Origin of the sequence: Veillonella sp. DNF00869, assembly GCF_001553345.1 — a bacterium.
GTDB lineage: Bacteria > Bacillota > Negativicutes > Veillonellales > Veillonellaceae > F0422.
On sequence record NZ_KQ960771.1, the window covers coordinates 87,124 to 105,301 of the forward strand.

Sequence of the window (18,178 nt, forward strand, 5' to 3'; positions counted from 1 at the left end):
GAACTCTTTGACCTTTGGTCTTATGAAAAATTAGGAATTAAGAGTCCTAACTTGTCTGAAGAGAAGATAGCATCTATTGTTCCAGAAAATGAGTATGCCAAATTTTAATATGAAGGAGTCTAGGATTGACAAATCATAAAATAGTTACAGGCCTTGCTTGTTTGTGTATAGGGGCGCTTTCTCATAGTGTTCATGCTAATACTATAGACGAGCAAGGTAAACTGCTAGAGCAGATGGAGCGTTCTATATCTCATGTAGAGCAAAAGACACCCCCAGCTTTCACAGTTATTACAGAAGAGAAAGTATCTGAAAAGGTGAATCTACTATCCAATTATGCACCAGAATTTTTAATTCATCATATTGAACTTTCACAGGTTCCACCAGAGTTTAGTTTTCTGCAAACCATGGTGGCTAAGAAAGAACATCAATCGTATGGGGTAGAAACAATTAATACCTTGTTGCAGGAACTTAATACAGCATTACTAGATAGAGGTTACGTTACCTCTAAGGTCTATATGGAGCCTCAAAATATAGGAAGTGGCACACTTCGCTTATCCTTGCTGGTAGGAACCGTGGAAGAAATACAATTTAAGGGCGTGGCAGGTAATTATACAAACGCAATAGCCTTTCATAAGGGGCATATCTTAAATATAAGGAAGATAGAACAAACGGTAGATAATCTAAATACAGTGCCCCATCAGAAGGCTACGGTACAGTTACAACCGGGAAGTAAGTTAGGTACATCTATAGTGGTATTTCAGATAGAAAATAGGTCTAAAGTAGAGGTCACCACAGGATTTGATAATTTCGGTAATGAAGGAACAGGACGCTTTCAAGGGAATGTGTCCATCACGGTAGGTAGACTATTAGACCGTAGTGATACCTTGTACTATAGCTTAACTAGATCTAGACACTCAGATAGCATCAATATAAGTAAATCCAGTTATGTATCATACCAACTACCTATTGGAAATGATAGCATTACCCTTAGCCATTCTAATTCAGACTATCAACAACGGGTTGGCTATGCCATTAAACCTTTTATTTCTAGCGGTAACTTTACTAGCAGTGAATTACGATGGAAACACGTATTGCACAGGAATAGTCAACAGATTACAGAATTAGTGCAAGGTCTTACGCATAAGACAAGGCATTCTTTTATCAATGGTAGTGAAATTGATGTGCAACGGAGAAATACCACGTCTTGGTCTATAGGAATACACCAAAAACGATATAGCAAGAATGGAAGTCTAGATTGGTTAGTGCAATATGAAAAGGGTGTTCCTTGGTGGGCTAGCCCTGGTCCTACTGATCATTTAGGAGAAGCCACTACACAATATCATATATATACGGGGAAAGTGAACTATCAGCGTACAATGACTCTTTGGAACCGGAAAGCAACCTATACAATGGAAGCGAAAGGACAGTATACGAATAGTAATCTTTACAGTAGTGAGTTCTTTACCATTGGTGGATGGTATACGGTGCGTGGGTTTACCGGCGATAGAAATCTAGCCGCAGAACGAGGGTTCTATGTACGGAACACCTTAGATGTATCATTAAATCAGAATCATACAGTGTATGTAGGTTTAGATTATGGTAAAGTATACGGAAAATCTACGGAAGATATATTGGGTACAGCGTTATGGGGCGGAGCGATTGGTATGAAAGGACACTATGGAAGTGCTAACTATAATATATTCTTATCCACCCCGTTACAAGTGCCAAACGGTTTTACAGTGCCATATCGAGTCCTAGGAATACAGATGAGTACTGCCTTCTAAGCACGGTTAGGTGATTCACTAATTTACCTTGCAAAAGGCTGTGATTATTACTATAATAAAGGATAGATTAATATGTTTCTTTCACAGGAGGTTACCATGAGCTATGTAAAACAGCAAGACCCTAAAGTTCAAGAAATGATTGAATTAGAGTTGGGTCGTCAACGCAATAAATTAGAAATGATTGCATCGGAAAACTTTGTGTCTCAAGCTGTGATGGAAGCACAAGGTAGCGTATTGACAAATAAATACGCAGAAGGATATCCACATAAACGCTATTACGGTGGATGTGAATATGTCGACATGGTAGAAGAGTTGGCTATTGAAAGAGCGAAACAACTATTCGGCGCAGAACATGTGAATGTACAACCTCATTCTGGCTCTCAAGCAAACTTTGGCGTGTACTTTGCCTTATTAGAGCCAGGCGACACTATTATGGGGATGAATTTATCCCATGGTGGACATTTAACACATGGATCTCCAGTGAATGTATCTGGTAAGTATTTTAATATTATTCCTTATGGCGTAGATGCAGAAACAGGTCGCATTGATTATGAGGAAATGCGTAAAATTGCGCAAGAGCATAAGCCTAAAATGATTATCGGTGGTGGCAGTGCTTATTCCCGTCAAATTGATTTCAAAACCATGGCAGATATTGCCCATGAAGTAGGCGCAATTTTCATGGTGGATATGGCACACTTTGCTGGCTTAGTGGCAGCAGGATTGCATCCAAATCCAGTGGAATATGCTGATATTGTAACTACCACTACACATAAAACATTGCGTGGACCACGTGGTGGTATGATTATGTGCAAAGAAGAATATGCTAAAGCGATTGATAAATCTATCTTCCCTGGTATTCAAGGTGGTCCATTGATGCATGTCATCGCTGCCAAAGCAGTTGCTTTTGGTGAAGCATTGCAACCAGAATTTAAGGAATATGCAAAACAAATCATTGTGAATGCCCAAACATTAGCTGATGCGTTACAAGAAGAAGGTTTTACTATCGTATCTGGTGGTACTGATACGCATGTATTATTAGTAGACCTACGTACTGTTGGCTTAACTGGTAAAGTAGCTGAACATGTACTAGATGAAGTAGGTATTACATGTAATAAAAATACAATTCCATTTGATCCAGAAAGCCCATTTGTTACATCTGGTATCCGCCTAGGCACTCCAGCGTTAACAACTAGAGGTTTACATGCAGAAGATATGAAAGAAATTGCAAGCATCATTTCTTTAGTATTGAAACAACCAGAAGATACTGCTGTATTAGCAGAGGCTAAGCAACGTGTAGCAGCACTTTGTGAAAAATATCCAATGTATGCGTAATTAATAAAAAGGAAGTAAGTAAGATGAACGTAAATGTAATGACACATCCTTTGATTCAACATAAAGTAACGTTGATTCGATCCGTAGAAACTGGGACAAAAGATTTCCGCCAATTATTAGAAGAAATCGCTTTGTTAATGGGTTATGAAATCACACGAGATTTGCCATTAGAAGATGTAGAAGTAGAGACCCCATTGGTGAAAGCAATTGGTAAACAAATTGCAGGAAAAAAATTGGGTATTGTGCCTATCCTTCGTGCTGGTTTAGGTATGGTGAATGGTTTGTTGGAATTAATGCCAATGGCAAAAGTAGGTCATGTAGGTATGTATCGTGATCCAGAAACATTGCAACCAGTAGAGTACTATTGCAAATTACCATCTGATTTGGCTGATCGTCGCATTATCGTGACAGATCCAATGTTGGCTACAGGTGGTAGTGCAGCAGCAGCGATTTCTTTATTGAAAGAAAAAGGTGCTAAAGAAATTCAATTAATGTGTCTAGTAGCAGCCCCAGAAGGTGTAGAAGTTGTGAATAAAGCGCATCCTGACGTACGCATCTATGTAGCTGCATTAGATGAAAAATTAAATGACCATGGATATATTTTACCTGGTCTTGGTGATGCGGGAGATCGTATTTTCGGTACGAAATAAACGGTGTTGCCCGAAGAGTAGTGCGCGTTTCTTTTCAGTGACGCGCATTATTTTTATAAGAAAGGGTATATATGGCTAAAAAGAAAACAGTTTTTTTCTGCTCAGAGTGTGGAAATGAATCATCGAAATGGTTTGGTCGTTGTACTGCTTGTGGTGCTTGGAATACGGCGGTGGAGGAAGAACTGCAACCGGAAGTTAAAACAAAGCATGTAGCGTCTTATCGACCGGTAGAAGATGAGGATAACAAGCCCAAGGCTTTGACAGAAATTGAGATAGGTGCTATTGCCCGAATTACTTCTGGATATGGAGAAATTGATCGTGTTCTTGGCGGGGGTATTGTACCTGGTGCGTTAATCTTGCTAGGTGGGGACCCAGGTATTGGTAAGTCTACCTTACTGTTACAAGTGTCTGGTCGTATTGCAGAAGAGTCAGGTAAAGTCCTATATGCATCTGGAGAAGAATCAGATATGCAGTTAAAGCTGAGAGCTCATCGACTAGGTATCAATTCTTCCAATCTCTTAGTGCAAGCAGAAACTAATTTAGATACCATATTGAATGAAGCTAAACGAAGTCAACCAATGTTACTTGTTATTGACTCTATCCAAACTATGTATGTAGGTTCTGTAGAATCTGCACCGGGAAGTGTCAGTCAAGTTCGTGAATGTACAGCAAGATTGTTACGCTTTGCAAAAGATCAAGACATTCCAGTCATCATCATTGGTCATGTTACCAAAGATGGTACTATCGCAGGACCTCGTATGTTAGAGCATATGGTAGACGTAGTATTGTATTTTGAAGGAGAACGGTCCTATCAATTTCGTATTTTACGAGGAATTAAAAATCGATTTGGATCTACATCGGAATCAGGATTATTTACCATGGAAGAAGAAGGGTTAGGTGAACTCCTCAATCCATCAGCGACTCTATTAGCAGAGCGATCAGAAGAAGAAACAGGATCTGCCATAATGGCTTACTTAGAAGGAGTACGACCTATCTTGGTAGAAGTGCAGAGTTTAGTGGTATCCACTGCCTTTGGTATGCCACGAAGAACCGCTATTGGATATGATTTAAATAAGCTGATTTTACTTCTAGCAGTATTAGAAAAACGCTGTGGCTTTACCTTAGGTAACAAAGATGTGTATGTTACTATTATTGGGGGCTTAAAAATTAATGAACCTGCTTGTGACCTAGCCATGGCAGTAGCTATCATTTCTAACTTAAAGAATAAACCAGTACCTCCCGATATGGTGATATTAGGCGAAGTAGGCTTGACAGGTAATATTCGTAGTATTCCAAGAATAGAACAACGAATTGCGGAAGCTAAGAAATTAGGGTTTAAACAATTTGTAATTCCTGCTGGAAATGTAAAACAACTAAAAGGAATACAAGAAGGTATCTCTATACAAGGGGTGACTAGTATTCAAGAAGTGATGAAAAGTATTTTCTAACCCTATGTGCGAAGTCTTTACTATGAAGTATTCATTAGAATTACACGTAGGGATAGTATACTAAAAAAAGAGGAGGTGACCATATGATTTATAAATTATTGCGCTATGCTATTGCTATTTTATTTGGCAGTATGGGGTACGTCGGAGCAGATGCACTATCAACACTTATGGTATCTATATGGGATGAAAAGATGCTGCAAATGGGTGTATTTGGAATCTCTGCAGTGATGATATTGTACTATACCATAAGTATCTTACTAGCAGCTTTTATCGGTTATTTAGTGTCCCAGTTTATTTTGCGTATAGGATTAAGAGTAGCAAAACAAATTGAACGTATTTTAAGTCGAGTTCCTAGTCAACAACTAGTAGCTGGCACGATAGGATTATTATTTGGACTCATTATTGCTAATTTAATTGGTATGGCTTTTGAGCGTGTACCAATTATTGGCTCATACTTACCTATCGCGCTTAGTGCTGTATTGGGATATATAGGGATTCGTTTGGGGATGGATAAAGGGCCAGACTTATATAAAGCTATGGTATCTTATACGTTTAGAGGATTGCTCAATAAGGGTAGATCACCTAAAGAATCAAAAGTAAAAGAAATCCGAACTTGTTCTGCTAAGGTCTTAGATACATCGGTTGTCATTGATGGTCGAATTTTAGATATTGTGAATACAGGATTTTTGGAAGGTCCTTTCATAGTGCCTGTATTTGTACTAGAAGAATTACAAAAATTGTCTGATTCTGCGGATACTTTGAAACGTAATAAAGGCAGACGAGGGTTAGACTTACTACAGACAATGCGTGAAAAATTAACAGAATCTATGGAAATCATAGATGTTGATTATGAAGATCTATCAGAAGTAGATTTGAAATTGATTCGCCTTAGTATGGATAAACATTGGAAGCTCATAACTAATGATTTTAATCTGAATAAAGTAGCTACATTGCAAGGAGTTGGGGTGTTGAACCTGAATGATCTGGCAAATGCTATTAAGCCAAAAATGACGAGTGGTGAAACCTTACTAGTACGTATTATGAAAGCTGGTAAAGAACCACATCAAGGAGTTGCCTATTTAGATGACGGTACTATGATTGTTGTGGAAAATGGTGTAGACTATGTGGATCAAACAGTAAATGTAGTAGTTACCTCTGTATTACAAACTAGTGCGGGACGAATGATTTTTGCCCGTGTAGAGGAATCAAATTCCTAGAAAGGGAGTACCATGATTAGTTGTATCTTATTAGCGGCAGGTGCAGGACGCCGAATGGGCTATACAGAGAATAAAGTGTGTATGCCGTTAGGACAGTATACAGTGTTACAATGGAATTTACATCACATGAAACAATGGGAAGGCTTGGAAGAAGTCATTGTGGTTGTATCGGAAGAAGATCAACTCTCTATTCAAGAACAAGTAGAAGCTATGCAGGTACCGTGGATGGTACAATATGTGATTGGCGGTGCAGAACGACAAGACTCTGTAGCCGCTGGACTTTCACAAGTATCGAATAGAGCAGAGGTTGTATTAGTGCATGATGGTGCAAGACCATTAGCGAACAAGGAGTTAGCTCATCGAGTGGTTGAGGGGGCTAAAGTATATGGAGCAGCAGTGCCAGCCATCCCTGTGGTAGATACGATAAAACGAGTGAATGCAGAGGGATATGTAGAAGAAACATTAGTACGTTCTGAATTATATGGAATGCAAACACCACAAGGGTTTCAAACTGCTATTTTGTTAGATGCTTATGTATATGCGGAAGAACACAGATATAAAGGAACCGATGATGTGTCTTTAGTAGAGTTTCAAGGAAACCCAGTGCACATTGTAGAAGGGGATAGAAAAAATATTAAATTAACAGTCCCTGAAGATGTGGCAATTGCTAAGAAGTATTTAGGAGTAGAATCTATGATGCGTATTGGTTATGGTTATGATATCCACCGTTTCAAAGAGGGACGACCTTGTGTATTAGGAGGGGTAACTATCGACAGCCCTATTGGTCCTGATGGGCATTCTGATGCGGATGTGTTGATTCATGCCCTTATGGATGCTATGCTAGGGGCTGTAGGTATGCGAGACATTGGCTATTATTTTCCTCCAGAAGATGATGCTTTCAAAGGGATTTCTAGTAGGCTATTATTAGAAAAAGTGGTACAATTATTAAAGGACTCAAATTTTGGAATCTACAATGCAGATATCATGGTCATTGCAGAAGCTCCAAAATTGAAACCTCATATTGAAAAAATGAAAGAAAATCTAAGTGTGGATTTAGGTATCCCTCTTAGTAGAATTAGTATTAAAGCAACGACAAATGAAGGGTTAGGTGCCTTGGGAAGAACAGAAGGTATAGCCGCACAAGCTGTTGTTTCAATGTATGAAAGAGAGGAGTTATAACTCATGAAAGTTCGTTTTGCACCGAGTCCAACCGGTCCATTTCATATTGGTGGAGCTCGTTCCGCATTATTTAACTATTTATTAGCTCGCAAGGAGCAAGGTACATTCTTATTGCGCGTGGAAGATACTGACCAAGCTCGGTCTACTCGTGAAAGCGAAGAAAATATTAAGGCTGCTCTTAAATGGCTTGGTATGGACTGGGATGAAGGTGTTGACGTAGGTGGCGAAGCAGGACCATATCGTCAAACAGAACGCTTAGATATTTACGATCAAGTGACGAAACAATTATTAGAATCTGGTCATGCTTACGAATGCTATTGTTCCCAAGAAGAATTAGATTCTGTTCGGGAAGAGCAATTAGGTCGTGGTGAAACCCCAAAATATAATGGTCATTGCCATCATTTAACAGAAGAACAAAAGGCTGCTTACAAAGCAGAAGGACGTAAACCAACCATCCGTTTACGTGTTCCGTTGCATGAAACAGTAGCTTTTGATGATATGGTTCGTGGTCATGTATCCTTTGAGTCTAATGGTATTGGAGATTTCGTTATTGTTAAATCCGATGGAATTCCTGTCTATAACTATGCCGTTGTGGTAGACGATCACACAATGGGTATTTCTCATGTTATCCGTGCGGAAGAACATTTATCTAATACACCACGTCAAATCGTGATCTATAAAGCTTTGGGCTGGGATGTACCAACATTTGGTCATATTTCCTTGATTATGGGCAAAGATGGCAAAAAAATGAGTAAGCGACATGGTGCTACCTCTGTTGAACAATACCGTGAGTTGGGATACTTACCAGAAGCGATTGTGAACTTCTTAGCCTTACTAGGCTGGGCTCCTGAAGGTGAGGAAGAACTATTCACTAAGGAAGAGTTGTGTCAAAAATTCTCTATGGATCGAGTGGCAAAAAATCCAGCTGTCTTTGATATTGATAAATTGAATTATATTAATTTCAATTATATGAAACAATTGACACCAGATGCATTATATGAATTATGTTTACCTCATTTGGTAAAAGCTGGCTACGCTAGTGAAAGTCCGTCTACAGAGGAACAAGCATGGCTCACAATGCTTTGTACTTGCGTGAAAGACCATATTAGTTATGGTGCTCAAATCGTAGATGAAGTAAATATGTTCTTCCAAGATGATATCCTAGAAGATGCAGAACATGCAGAAGAGATTGCAGCTGTGAAAGCAGAAGAATCCTATCCAACAGTAATTGGGGCTTTTAAAGAAAAAATTGAAGCTATGGATGAGATTACCCCAGATGCTGTCAAAGCAGCAATCAAAGCGATTATGAAAGAAACAGGATTAAAAGGCAAATTTGTATTTATGCCAATTCGCATTGCTACCACAGGTCAAATGCACGGTCCTGATTTGAATTATATTATTACCTTATTTGGCAAAGAAAAAGTACTTCGCCGTTTAGGCTAAGTGCATACAAGGAGGCTATTTCTAATGAGAGAACTGACCGTTTTCAACACGATGACTCGTGAAAAATCAGTATTCCAACCTGTGAAAGAGGGGGAAGTTAGCATCTATGTATGCGGAGTTACACCATATAATCATCCTCATATTGGTAATGCACGTCCTTTTGTGACTTGGGACACCATTCGTCGTTATTTGAGCCATGTAGGCTATAAAGTAACATATATCCAAAACTTTACAGATGTGGATGATAAAATCATTAATACGTCTAATGGTGAAGGGGTAGCATGGAATGTAATCTCTGATCGCTATATTGATGCCTACTATGATGTAATGGATGCATTACATGTGCGTCGTGCCGATGTATATCCTCGTGTGTCTACGCATATGGAAGAAATTATTTCCATGATCACTACATTAATCGACAATGGCTATGCCTATGCAGTAGATGGTGATGTGTACTATCGTGTAGAGAAATTTGAGCATTATGGTAAGCTATCTGGTCGTACTTTAGACGATATGGAAGCTGGTGCTCGTGTAGATGTAGATGACCGTAAGGAAAATCCAATGGACTTTGCTTTATGGAAAGCGGCAAAACCAGGCGAACCATTCTGGGAAAGCCCATGGGGACAAGGTCGTCCAGGCTGGCATATTGAATGTTCTGCCATGAGTCAAAAATATTTGGGCGAAGAGTTTGACTTCCATGGCGGTGGATCTGACTTAATTTTCCCTCATCATGAAAATGAAATTGCTCAATCTGAAGGATGCTCTGAACACCATCCAGCCGTACGTTATTGGGTACACAATGGTTTCATTACGATTAATCAAGAAAAAATGAGTAAATCCTTGAACAATTTCTTCTTGGTGAAAGATATTTTAGAACAATATAGTCCAGATGCATTGCGTTTCTTCTTGTTGAGCACACATTATCGTAGTCCATTGGACTTCAGTGATGAACGCTTAGATGAAGCGACTAAGGCTATTGAACGATTCCAAACCGTGATTGACAACTTACTGTACTTAGAAGATCGTCCAGAAGGATTGTGTGAACTGGAAGCAGCAGAATTATTGAAAAATGCTCGTAATTATAAAGAAGAGTTTGAAGCAGCTATGAGCGATGATTTTAATACAGCGTTAGCAACAGCACCAATTTATGGTTTGGCAAAAGAAATTAACATCTATTACCAATCTGTTCAAAGCTGTGATGGCACTGTATGCCATAGCACTATTGGTGAAGTTAAAGAGATCTTTAAAATGATGTTAGATATTCTAGGTTTATTAGAAGAGGGCTGGAAAGGTCAAGAAACTAGTAACGAAGAATACAATCAATTAATGGAAGTAATCTTAAATATTCGTCAATGTGCACGTGACCAAAAACAATGGGGTATTGCAGACTCCATTCGTGATGAATTGACCAATATTGGCATCGTCATCGAAGATTCCCCACAAGGGGCACGGTGGAAAAAACGTGAACTTTAATCGATATAAACAGCTACGATCTATGGCGATTGATAAATTAAAATCTTCAGTGAAAGTAGAAGCAAATGGAGAGGGTCCTTTAGAGGACTCTCTTATGCTTGCTTATATTGGGGATGGTGTATATACCTTATTTATCAGAAATCGTGTAGTAGAAACGGGCATTACTAAAACACAAATACTTCATGATGTAGTGACATCATTTATCAATGCAAAAGCACAGGCGAAAGTATTACAGGCATTAGAGTCAACTCTGACAGAGGAAGAGTTATTAGTGGCAAAACGGGCTCGCAATAGTAATGTGCATGTACCGAAAAGTGCCAGTGTACAGGAATACCGCATGAGTACAGCATTTGAGGCGTTGTTGGGGTATACCTATCGCAAGGGGGATGAAGAGAGGCTTACTACTCTCATGGAATTCGCTTTTGCTGAAACGTTGTCACATATGTAGCATGAATATAAATACGCCATAGGCTTTCATTAATTAACTTGTATTGAAGTCTGTGGCGTTTTCTTAATCTGTGGAATGGAAGAGCACGGCATATTCCTTCAGAAACGGCATTTCATGATGTTTCTTCAGGAACACGCCGTGCTCTTCTAGGTCTTCAGCTAATCATCAAAAAGCTACAGACTTCTTATAGCAGATACAAATATATCTTCTTGGAAGTCTATGGCGTATTTCTCTAAAAGTATATAGGATGACAACCTTTCATCAGATGGTGCTCAGGTGAAAAGGGAAGAGCACGGTATACCCCTTCTCAAACGGCATTTCATGATGTTTGTTCGGGGGCACACCGTGCTCTTCTTGTGTTTTCTGAATTAACGACAGATGAACGTGACATGGCATAGAATATGTTTTTTTCATTGTACTAGTGGGTGTGACAACGTTTCAGGGGGGGCGCTCATGTGTTATGTTGGGAGTTGTCTTGTTTTAGTGGTATAATAGATTAATAGCTTAGTGGTTTCTAAGCTTTTGTATTGATTTTGATGATATGAAATATGTACTTTTCATATTGATATGTTTAACATGTATGTATAGACACTATTTCTAGTTAGTATGCTTAGTAATGTGAAGCGCAATATGTTTAGTAAGATGTTACTGCGTATTGTTAGGTTTGCTTTTTGGAAGGTTTGAGGTTTTCATGGATACGTTTATTGTAGGTCGTAATGCTGTGCGTGAGGCGCTGAAGTCGGATCGAGGGATTCATCGTATTTTAGTGGCAGAAGGTAAGCAAGGTGGCTCTCTTTCGGAGATATTGGGTTTGGCAAAGTCTAAGGGTATTGAGGTTCGTCGCGTGAAGGAACGGGATTTACAGAAGTATCCTAGTGACGTGCCGAATCAAGGTGTGGTAGCCTTGGTGAATGCAGTGAAGTTCCAAGAGTTACAAGATGTATTGCTGGCATGTACGGAAGAACATCCGTTGTTAATTTTAACGGATGGTGTGGAAGATCCTCATAATATGGGGGCCATCATTCGTACGGCAGAGTGTGTTGGTGCTACGGCTGTGCTGATTCCCAAACGTCATAATGCGCCTATTAATGCGACGGTAAGTAAAACCTCTGCAGGGGCTGTAGAATCGATTCCATTGGTACAAATTGGCAATGTAGCACAGACGATTGAGCAATTAAAAAGTCAAGGCTTCTGGGTGATGGGAGCTCATATGGATGGGACGGTGATGTATGATGTGAATATGACAGGTCCTATTGTATTGGTCATTGGTAATGAGGGAAAAGGTCTAAGTCGATTGACAAAGGAATTGTGTGATATATTGGTAACGATTCCTATGTTTGGAACCATTAACTCATTAAATGCATCGGTAGCAGCAGCGATTCTTTTATATGAAGCGAGACGTCAACGATAATAGGTATACTATGAAAAAAGATATTTTAATTGTAGATGGGTATAATGTTATTTTTGATTGGGCTGACTTGAAATCACTCAGTAAGGAGTCTTTAGAACATGCCCGATTAGAATTACGTCATAGATTACTCAATTATGGGACCTATAAGGGGTATAAAATTATTCTTGTATTTGATGGTAAGCACGCACCTTTTACAGCAGATGAACAGCGTATATCTGCAGATTTTATTGAAGTTTTTACAGGTACCCATGAGACGGCAGATGCCTATATTGAGCGTGAAGTCTTTAGTAAAAAGGGTCAATATAAAACAATCTATGTGGTAACAAGTGATGGAGAAGAACAAAGCCAAATTTTAGGATTTGGAGGATTACGCATATCAGCACGTGAATTACGTCATCAAATTGACTTAGCTAAACAAGAAGAACGTAAACGATATACAGGTTATCATCAACGTGATGCTATGACATTACAACGTAATGAATTAGGTGCACATATTGATGGGGATGTGGCGGAAAAACTTGAACGAATGCGACGAGGGGAGCTATGAAAGTAGCTCCTTTTGTTATGTTTGCCTTGATAACTCATTTAGGCAAACATAACAAAAGCAGATATATGTATACTAGTGCCTTACAATGTAGCTAGAACATAAAGGTGACATTAAAAAAAGAGGGTTAACTAAGAGAAATGGTATTTCTCCTTGTTAACCCTCTTTTAGAGTTCATTATAGAGCATTTACTTTAGCTGCTAAATTGGATTTTTTGCGAGCTGCAGTATTTTTATGAAGAACGCCTTTGGAGGCTGCTTTATCAATTACGCTTGTAGCATGAACTAGTGCTTTTTTAGCTTCTTCTACAGCGCCTGCTTGAGCAGCTTCTACAGTCTTACGAGTAGCTGTACGAATTTGAGATTTTACAGCAGAGTTTTTCGCACGACGTTCAGCATCCGTTTTTACGCTTCTAATACTGGATTTAATATTTGGCAATTGAGTCACCTCCTTGTGATTTACTGTATTATTACTAAAGTAGTATATCATAGGGCGTACAGTTTTGCAACTATTTTTATATTTACTCTAAGGAATATTGGCTTATATAGCAAGGCTTTACACAGAAATAACCTCTATTTTCATCACTCATGAGAGCAGGAAATATGATATAATTAAGGATACATAAATCTATTAATAGGAGATGCTTATATGAAAAAATTAATGGTTATAGATGGCAGTAGTTTATTATATCGTGCATTTTTTGCACTTCCACCACTGCAAAATGCTCTAGGAGTTCCTACCAATGCTGTGTATGGATTCTTAACAATGCTTACAAAACTGTATGAAGAAATCAATCCCGATTACATTGCAGTTGCCTTTGATAAAGGTAAAGAAACATTCCGTATGGATATTTACGAAGACTATAAAGGAACTCGTCAAAGTGCACCAGATGAATTGCGTCCACAATTTAGCTTGATCCGTGAAGTCTTAGAATCCTTAGGTATCATTGTCATTGAAGAAGAAGGATTTGAAGGCGACGATATCATTGGCTCGTTGAGCAAAAAATGGGGCTCATCAGACCTTGCTGTTCATATCATTACTGGTGATAGAGACAACCTACAACTAGTCGATGAGTATACCAGTGTGTTTTTAACGAAAAAGGGCATCACTGATATGCTTCATGTGACTATGGCTAATATGGAAGAACTGTATGGGTATGGGCCTCAAATGGTTATTGAAATGAAATCTCTTATGGGAGATTCTTCAGATAATATTCCAGGTGTACCTGGCGTTGGTGAAAAAACAGCCCTTAAACTATTAAATCAATATGGTACTTTAGAAGGTGTATATGAGCATATTGAGGAACAAAAGGGAAAACTGAAAGAACGCTTAGTAGACAACAAAGACTTAGCGTTCATTTCGCATCAACTAGCTACCATCAAAACAGATATGGATATGCCTTATGAACTAGAGCAATTTGTTCCTGCTGTACATCGTGGTGAAGTGACACCTTTATTTGAAAAGTTAGGTTTTCACGCAGTAACACCAAGACTACTAAAGGCTATGGGTGTGGCAGAAGAAGGGACTCTATTCGATCAATTCTTAGCTCCACCAGCAGAAGAAATTGAATTAACTCATGTCACAGAAGTGCCACGAGAATTTTACGAAGATAAAGTGATTAGCCTTGTCTTGAAAGAAGCTGGAAAACATCCATTTAGGACGATAGAAGCCTTATATCTATATAATGGGGATGCCCAATTAGTTGTAAATGGATTTGTAGATGTAGGGCATTTAGAAACAGTCTTTGAAGGGGCCAGGGAACTGGTTACAGATAATGCAAAATTATTATTTGAAGTATTAGGTACTGAAACAACAGGTCGCATTTCAATTTTGAAAGAAGAAACTGTTCATATCAAAGATCTCACATTAATGGCGTATTTACTCGATCCTACACGAGCAAACTATGGTATGACTTATTTATGCGAACGTTTTGGACAACCTTCCATTCCTGCTACGGAAAATGAAACAGAGTGGGCTCTACAAGCACAAGCTTTATACCATATGCACGAGAAGGCTACGGAAGAGATGGAAGTAGCAGGTGTGTGGGACTTATATCGAGATATTGAATTGCCATTATTACGTACTCTATGTGTACTAGAAAAAAATGGTATTTACATGGATGTAGACCAATTACACATTACATTGGAACGCTTCAAAGTAGAGGTTAGTGAACTACAAGAAAAGATATTTACATTGGCTGGAGAAACTTTCAACATTAATTCTCCAAAACAATTGGGTGTTATCTTGTTTGAAAAATTACAATTGCCAGTGATTAAGAAAACAAAAACTGGTTATTCTACGGATGCTGAAGTCCTAGACATGCTCAGAAATGACCATGAAATTGTTGAACAAATTTTGGCCTATCGTTCAGTGGTAAAATTGGTATCTACCTACTTAGAAGGGTTTGAAGGACTTGTGAATCCTCATACTAATCGAATTCATACTTCTTTTAATCAAATGGTAACAGCTACTGGTCGTTTAAGTAGTTCTGATCCAAATTTGCAAAACATTCCTGTACGCAGTGAAAAAGGCCGAGAAATTCGAGCTTTATTTAAACCTCATGATGGATATGATATGTTCGTCAGTGCCGATTATTCTCAGATAGAATTACGTATTTTGGCGCACTTGTCAGAAGATCCTGCCTTAATTCAAGCGTTCCAAAATGGTGAAGATATTCACCGTTTTACAGCAGCAGAAGTATTAGGTAAATCCTTAGAAGAAGTAACGCCGCTGGAGCGTTCCCATGCAAAGGCGATCAACTTCGGTATTATTTATGGTATTAGTGACTTTGGTTTGTCGCGTGACTTAGGTATTACGAGAGCAGAAGCAAAAGAATATATTGAGTTATATTTCAGTCGTTATCCACAAATTAAAGGGTACATGGACCGCATGGTGCAAGAAGCCCATGAAACTGGATCTGTACGCACTATGTTTGGCCGTGTTCGCCCATTACCTGATATTAATAGCCGTAACTTTAACCGTCGATCCTTTGCGGAGCGTACAGCTATGAATACACCAATTCAAGGGACAGCGGCCGACATTATTAAGTTAGCCATGAACCAAGTAGAACAAGCGCTAGAAGAGCAAGGCTTGCAATCTCGTATTTTATTACAGGTACATGATGAACTAGTGCTAGAAGTAGTAGAATCGGAACAAGAGCAAGTAGAAACTCTGTTGCGTAATTGTATGGAACAAGTAGTGACATTACGAGTGCCATTGCAGGTAGATGTGCACAGTGCACAGAACTGGGCAGATGTAAAATAGTAGGTTTATAGAATTTCTATACAATGTATTTGTGTATAATAATAGTTGAGTATGACTAGAATCAAATGTGGGGGTAAATATGTATAAAATCGGACTCACAGGAGGTATTGCCTCTGGTAAAAGTACAGTGTTACGATGGTTACAAAAAAAAGGTATTCCCTATATTGATGCAGATGTAGTGGCTAGAGAAGTAGTAGAGCCGGGGACACCAGGTTTACAGGAATTGGTAGAGGCCTTTGGACCTAATACAGTGCTAGAAGATGGTACGTTACATCGTGCCTATATTGGTAGCCTTGTATTTTCTGATCCAGAAGCCTTGGAGACCATCAATTCTATATTGCAACCCCATATTAGACATCGTATACAAGAATTGACAGAAGAATGGGAAGCAAAAGGAAAGCAGGCTATTATCTATGATATACCATTGATGTTTGAAACAGATTGGCATACACAGATGGATGAGATTTGGCTTGTGTACGTAAACCCTGTGACACAACTAGAGCGTTTGATGAAACGAAACGCTTATTCTGAACAGGAGGCACTGGATCGAATTCGTAGTCAAATGAGTTTAGATGAAAAACGTGATTTAAGTACTGTGGTCATCGATAATTCTGGGACTATGAAAGAATTAGAAAAACAATTACGTAAATTGTGGAAAACAGCGAAAATTCACTTTCAGAAGGAGGAACTATGAGGGTATCCACAGCATTTGCTTGGCTAATCGTTGTTCTTACGGCCTATTATGTGCAATATGGACAACCCTATTTAGCTAGACAGTATGCGTATCCGTTAGTATATGAAAGCGCGGTAATGAAAAATGCATCTACTTACCATGTAAGACCATCTATGGTTGCGGCTGTTATCTATACGGAAAGTAAATTTGATACGAATGCAAAATCTTTACCAGGGGCTATAGGATTGATGCAGTTAATGCCAGAAACAGCGCACTGGATTGGAGAACAATTAAATCAGTCTAGCCTGTCTGACCAAGATATTAAGGAACCGAACACGAATATACAATTAGGGACTTGGTATTTATCATATTTATTAGAAGAATTTAAAGGTAACGAAATCTTAGCCTTAGCAGCCTACAATGCAGGACGTGGTCATGTGGAGGAATGGATGCAGACCTATGGCTGGGATGATAATTTTGATGATATAGACAAAATACCATTTCCAGAAACAAAAGATTACGTAAAACGCGTGATAGCTCATGAATCACAGTATCAAGCATTATATAGTCAACTACGATAAGGAAAGAGTTCATGGATACAATCATAAAAGAATGTGAAACCCTCGATTTATCATGGTTAGAATCCACTATTGGAGACTTTCACTTAGTGGTGGAACAAAAAGCCTTATCATCTACTGTATATAGTATCTTTTATTATACAAATGATAGAAATTGGCGTTGGTCAGTTCTCTATGATACGGAAGTAGGGGATTATATGGTACGTATTACAGTACCTTTAGTAGAGTTTGTAGATATTGCTTTTATACGTGAGTCTTTAACCCCATTTATGGAGAACCTAAAGGCCAACTATAAAGCATCTATGATGACACGATTTATGGCGCCCCAAGAAGGATTTGTGTACGAATACAAGAAAAAAGGTATACATCAGTGGAATTATACAGAGGCATTGCCACAAACAATCGCAGAATATCATTTAGATGTGACACCTCATACTGCATTAGATATGATTAATGGTTCCTATATTATTGGCACCTATATCAAAGATAATGAGGAAACAGGAGTGGTCTTATTTTATAATACATTCCGCAATGAATTTTTTGGTGAAACTAGACAACAAGGCTATCCAGGAATTACACATGACTTGGACGCAACTACGATAGATAAATTTGAACAAGCTTTGACGAATCATTTACAAGAAGTATTACTTAGTTTATAAACTACCTATATTATTTACTAAGATAAATGGTATATTTTTTAGATACTATGTAATGGTAATACTTTTGTATAGGGA

General features: G+C 38.6%; 16 protein-coding genes. 15 read left to right on the plus strand and 1 reads right to left on the minus strand.

What is annotated here, in order from left to right:
* The first annotated feature begins 125 nt into the window (after positions 1–125).
* From HMPREF3032_RS04735 to HMPREF3032_RS04785, 11 genes are all read left to right on the plus strand, one after another.
* Positions 126–1,784: a ShlB/FhaC/HecB family hemolysin secretion/activation protein gene (locus tag HMPREF3032_RS04735; RefSeq protein ID WP_062402470.1), complete on the plus strand. Its 1,659-nt coding sequence runs from the start codon at positions 126–128 to the stop codon at positions 1,782–1,784.
* A 96-nt stretch (positions 1,785–1,880) separates the two neighbouring features.
* Complete coding sequence (gene glyA, locus HMPREF3032_RS04740; RefSeq protein WP_062402473.1) at positions 1,881–3,116, plus strand: serine hydroxymethyltransferase; 1,236 nt, start codon at positions 1,881–1,883, stop codon at positions 3,114–3,116.
* A 23-nt stretch (positions 3,117–3,139) separates the two neighbouring features.
* The gene (upp, locus tag HMPREF3032_RS04745) at positions 3,140–3,766 is read left to right on the plus strand and encodes a uracil phosphoribosyltransferase (RefSeq protein ID WP_062402476.1); all 627 of its coding nucleotides are present in this window, start codon (positions 3,140–3,142) and stop codon (positions 3,764–3,766) included.
* A gap of 71 nt (positions 3,767–3,837) precedes the next feature.
* A complete protein-coding gene (radA, locus tag HMPREF3032_RS04750; RefSeq protein WP_062402479.1) occupies positions 3,838–5,214 on the plus strand; it encodes a DNA repair protein RadA in 1,377 nt (458 codons plus the stop codon).
* 83 nt (positions 5,215–5,297) lie between these two features.
* Positions 5,298–6,431, plus strand: a complete 1,134-nt coding sequence (locus HMPREF3032_RS04755; protein ID WP_062402481.1) for a PIN/TRAM domain-containing protein — start codon at positions 5,298–5,300, stop codon at positions 6,429–6,431.
* A gap of 12 nt (positions 6,432–6,443) precedes the next feature.
* Entirely contained in the window at positions 6,444–7,610 is a 1,167-nt protein-coding gene (ispD, locus tag HMPREF3032_RS04760; RefSeq protein WP_062402484.1) for a 2-C-methyl-D-erythritol 4-phosphate cytidylyltransferase, read from the plus strand.
* Between the two features lie 3 nt (positions 7,611–7,613).
* Entirely contained in the window at positions 7,614–9,053 is a 1,440-nt protein-coding gene (gene gltX / locus HMPREF3032_RS04765; RefSeq protein ID WP_062402488.1) for a glutamate--tRNA ligase, read from the plus strand.
* A gap of 24 nt (positions 9,054–9,077) precedes the next feature.
* Positions 9,078–10,526: a cysteine--tRNA ligase gene (gene cysS / locus HMPREF3032_RS04770; protein WP_062402491.1), complete on the plus strand. Its 1,449-nt coding sequence runs from the start codon at positions 9,078–9,080 to the stop codon at positions 10,524–10,526.
* Complete coding sequence (locus tag HMPREF3032_RS04775) at positions 10,516–10,974, plus strand: Mini-ribonuclease 3 (protein ID WP_072270764.1); 459 nt, start codon at positions 10,516–10,518, stop codon at positions 10,972–10,974. Before cysS ends, HMPREF3032_RS04775 begins: the two co-directional genes overlap by 11 nt.
* A 691-nt stretch (positions 10,975–11,665) precedes the next feature.
* The gene (rlmB, locus tag HMPREF3032_RS04780) at positions 11,666–12,385 is read left to right on the plus strand and encodes a 23S rRNA (guanosine(2251)-2'-O)-methyltransferase RlmB (protein ID WP_062402494.1); all 720 of its coding nucleotides are present in this window, start codon (positions 11,666–11,668) and stop codon (positions 12,383–12,385) included.
* Positions 12,386–12,395: 10 nt separating this feature from the next.
* On the plus strand, positions 12,396–12,932 hold the full coding sequence (locus HMPREF3032_RS04785) for a YacP-like NYN domain-containing protein (RefSeq protein WP_009354153.1): 537 nt from the start codon (positions 12,396–12,398) through the stop codon (positions 12,930–12,932).
* Positions 12,933–13,106: 174 nt separating this feature from the next.
* Here HMPREF3032_RS04785 and rpsT read toward each other — a convergent pair whose 3' ends face one another.
* Entirely contained in the window at positions 13,107–13,367 is a 261-nt protein-coding gene (rpsT, locus tag HMPREF3032_RS04790) for a 30S ribosomal protein S20 (RefSeq protein ID WP_009354152.1), read from the minus strand.
* A 210-nt stretch (positions 13,368–13,577) separates the two neighbouring features.
* On the opposite strand from rpsT, the gene polA reads away from it, so the two are divergent.
* The 4 genes from polA (at position 13,578) to HMPREF3032_RS04810 (ending at position 18,103) form a co-directional block, all read left to right on the plus strand.
* Entirely contained in the window at positions 13,578–16,193 is a 2,616-nt protein-coding gene (gene polA / locus HMPREF3032_RS04795) for a DNA polymerase I (RefSeq protein ID WP_062402497.1), read from the plus strand.
* A gap of 79 nt (positions 16,194–16,272) precedes the next feature.
* The gene (gene coaE, locus HMPREF3032_RS04800) at positions 16,273–16,887 is read left to right on the plus strand and encodes a dephospho-CoA kinase (protein ID WP_062402501.1); all 615 of its coding nucleotides are present in this window, start codon (positions 16,273–16,275) and stop codon (positions 16,885–16,887) included.
* Complete coding sequence (locus tag HMPREF3032_RS04805) at positions 16,884–17,447, plus strand: lytic transglycosylase domain-containing protein (RefSeq protein ID WP_062402504.1); 564 nt, start codon at positions 16,884–16,886, stop codon at positions 17,445–17,447. Before coaE ends, HMPREF3032_RS04805 begins: the two co-directional genes overlap by 4 nt.
* 11 nt (positions 17,448–17,458) lie before the next feature.
* The gene (locus tag HMPREF3032_RS04810; RefSeq protein WP_062402507.1) at positions 17,459–18,103 is read left to right on the plus strand and encodes a hypothetical protein; all 645 of its coding nucleotides are present in this window, start codon (positions 17,459–17,461) and stop codon (positions 18,101–18,103) included.
* Positions 18,104–18,178: the final 75 nt, after the last annotated feature.

What these genes read in the sequence shown, in the direction of transcription:
- HMPREF3032_RS04805 (WP_062402504.1), top strand. Translation starts at nt 16,884, where the DNA reads ATGAGGGTATCCACAGCATTTGCTTGGCTAATCGTTGTTCTTACGGCC.
- HMPREF3032_RS04755 (WP_062402481.1), top strand. Translation starts at nt 5,298, where the DNA reads ATGATTTATAAATTATTGCGCTATGCTATTGCTATTTTATTTGGCAGT.
- rlmB (WP_062402494.1), top strand. Translation starts at nt 11,666, where the DNA reads ATGGATACGTTTATTGTAGGTCGTAATGCTGTGCGTGAGGCGCTGAAG.
- upp (WP_062402476.1), top strand. Translation starts at nt 3,140, where the DNA reads ATGAACGTAAATGTAATGACACATCCTTTGATTCAACATAAAGTAACG.
- HMPREF3032_RS04810 (WP_062402507.1), top strand. Translation starts at nt 17,459, where the DNA reads ATGGATACAATCATAAAAGAATGTGAAACCCTCGATTTATCATGGTTA.
- HMPREF3032_RS04785 (WP_009354153.1), top strand. Translation starts at nt 12,396, where the DNA reads ATGAAAAAAGATATTTTAATTGTAGATGGGTATAATGTTATTTTTGAT.
- radA (WP_062402479.1), top strand. Translation starts at nt 3,838, where the DNA reads ATGGCTAAAAAGAAAACAGTTTTTTTCTGCTCAGAGTGTGGAAATGAA.
- gltX (WP_062402488.1), top strand. Translation starts at nt 7,614, where the DNA reads ATGAAAGTTCGTTTTGCACCGAGTCCAACCGGTCCATTTCATATTGGT.
- polA (WP_062402497.1), top strand. Translation starts at nt 13,578, where the DNA reads ATGAAAAAATTAATGGTTATAGATGGCAGTAGTTTATTATATCGTGCA.
- cysS (WP_062402491.1), top strand. Translation starts at nt 9,078, where the DNA reads ATGAGAGAACTGACCGTTTTCAACACGATGACTCGTGAAAAATCAGTA.
- glyA (WP_062402473.1), top strand. Translation starts at nt 1,881, where the DNA reads ATGAGCTATGTAAAACAGCAAGACCCTAAAGTTCAAGAAATGATTGAA.
- coaE (WP_062402501.1), top strand. Translation starts at nt 16,273, where the DNA reads ATGTATAAAATCGGACTCACAGGAGGTATTGCCTCTGGTAAAAGTACA.
- ispD (WP_062402484.1), top strand. Translation starts at nt 6,444, where the DNA reads ATGATTAGTTGTATCTTATTAGCGGCAGGTGCAGGACGCCGAATGGGC.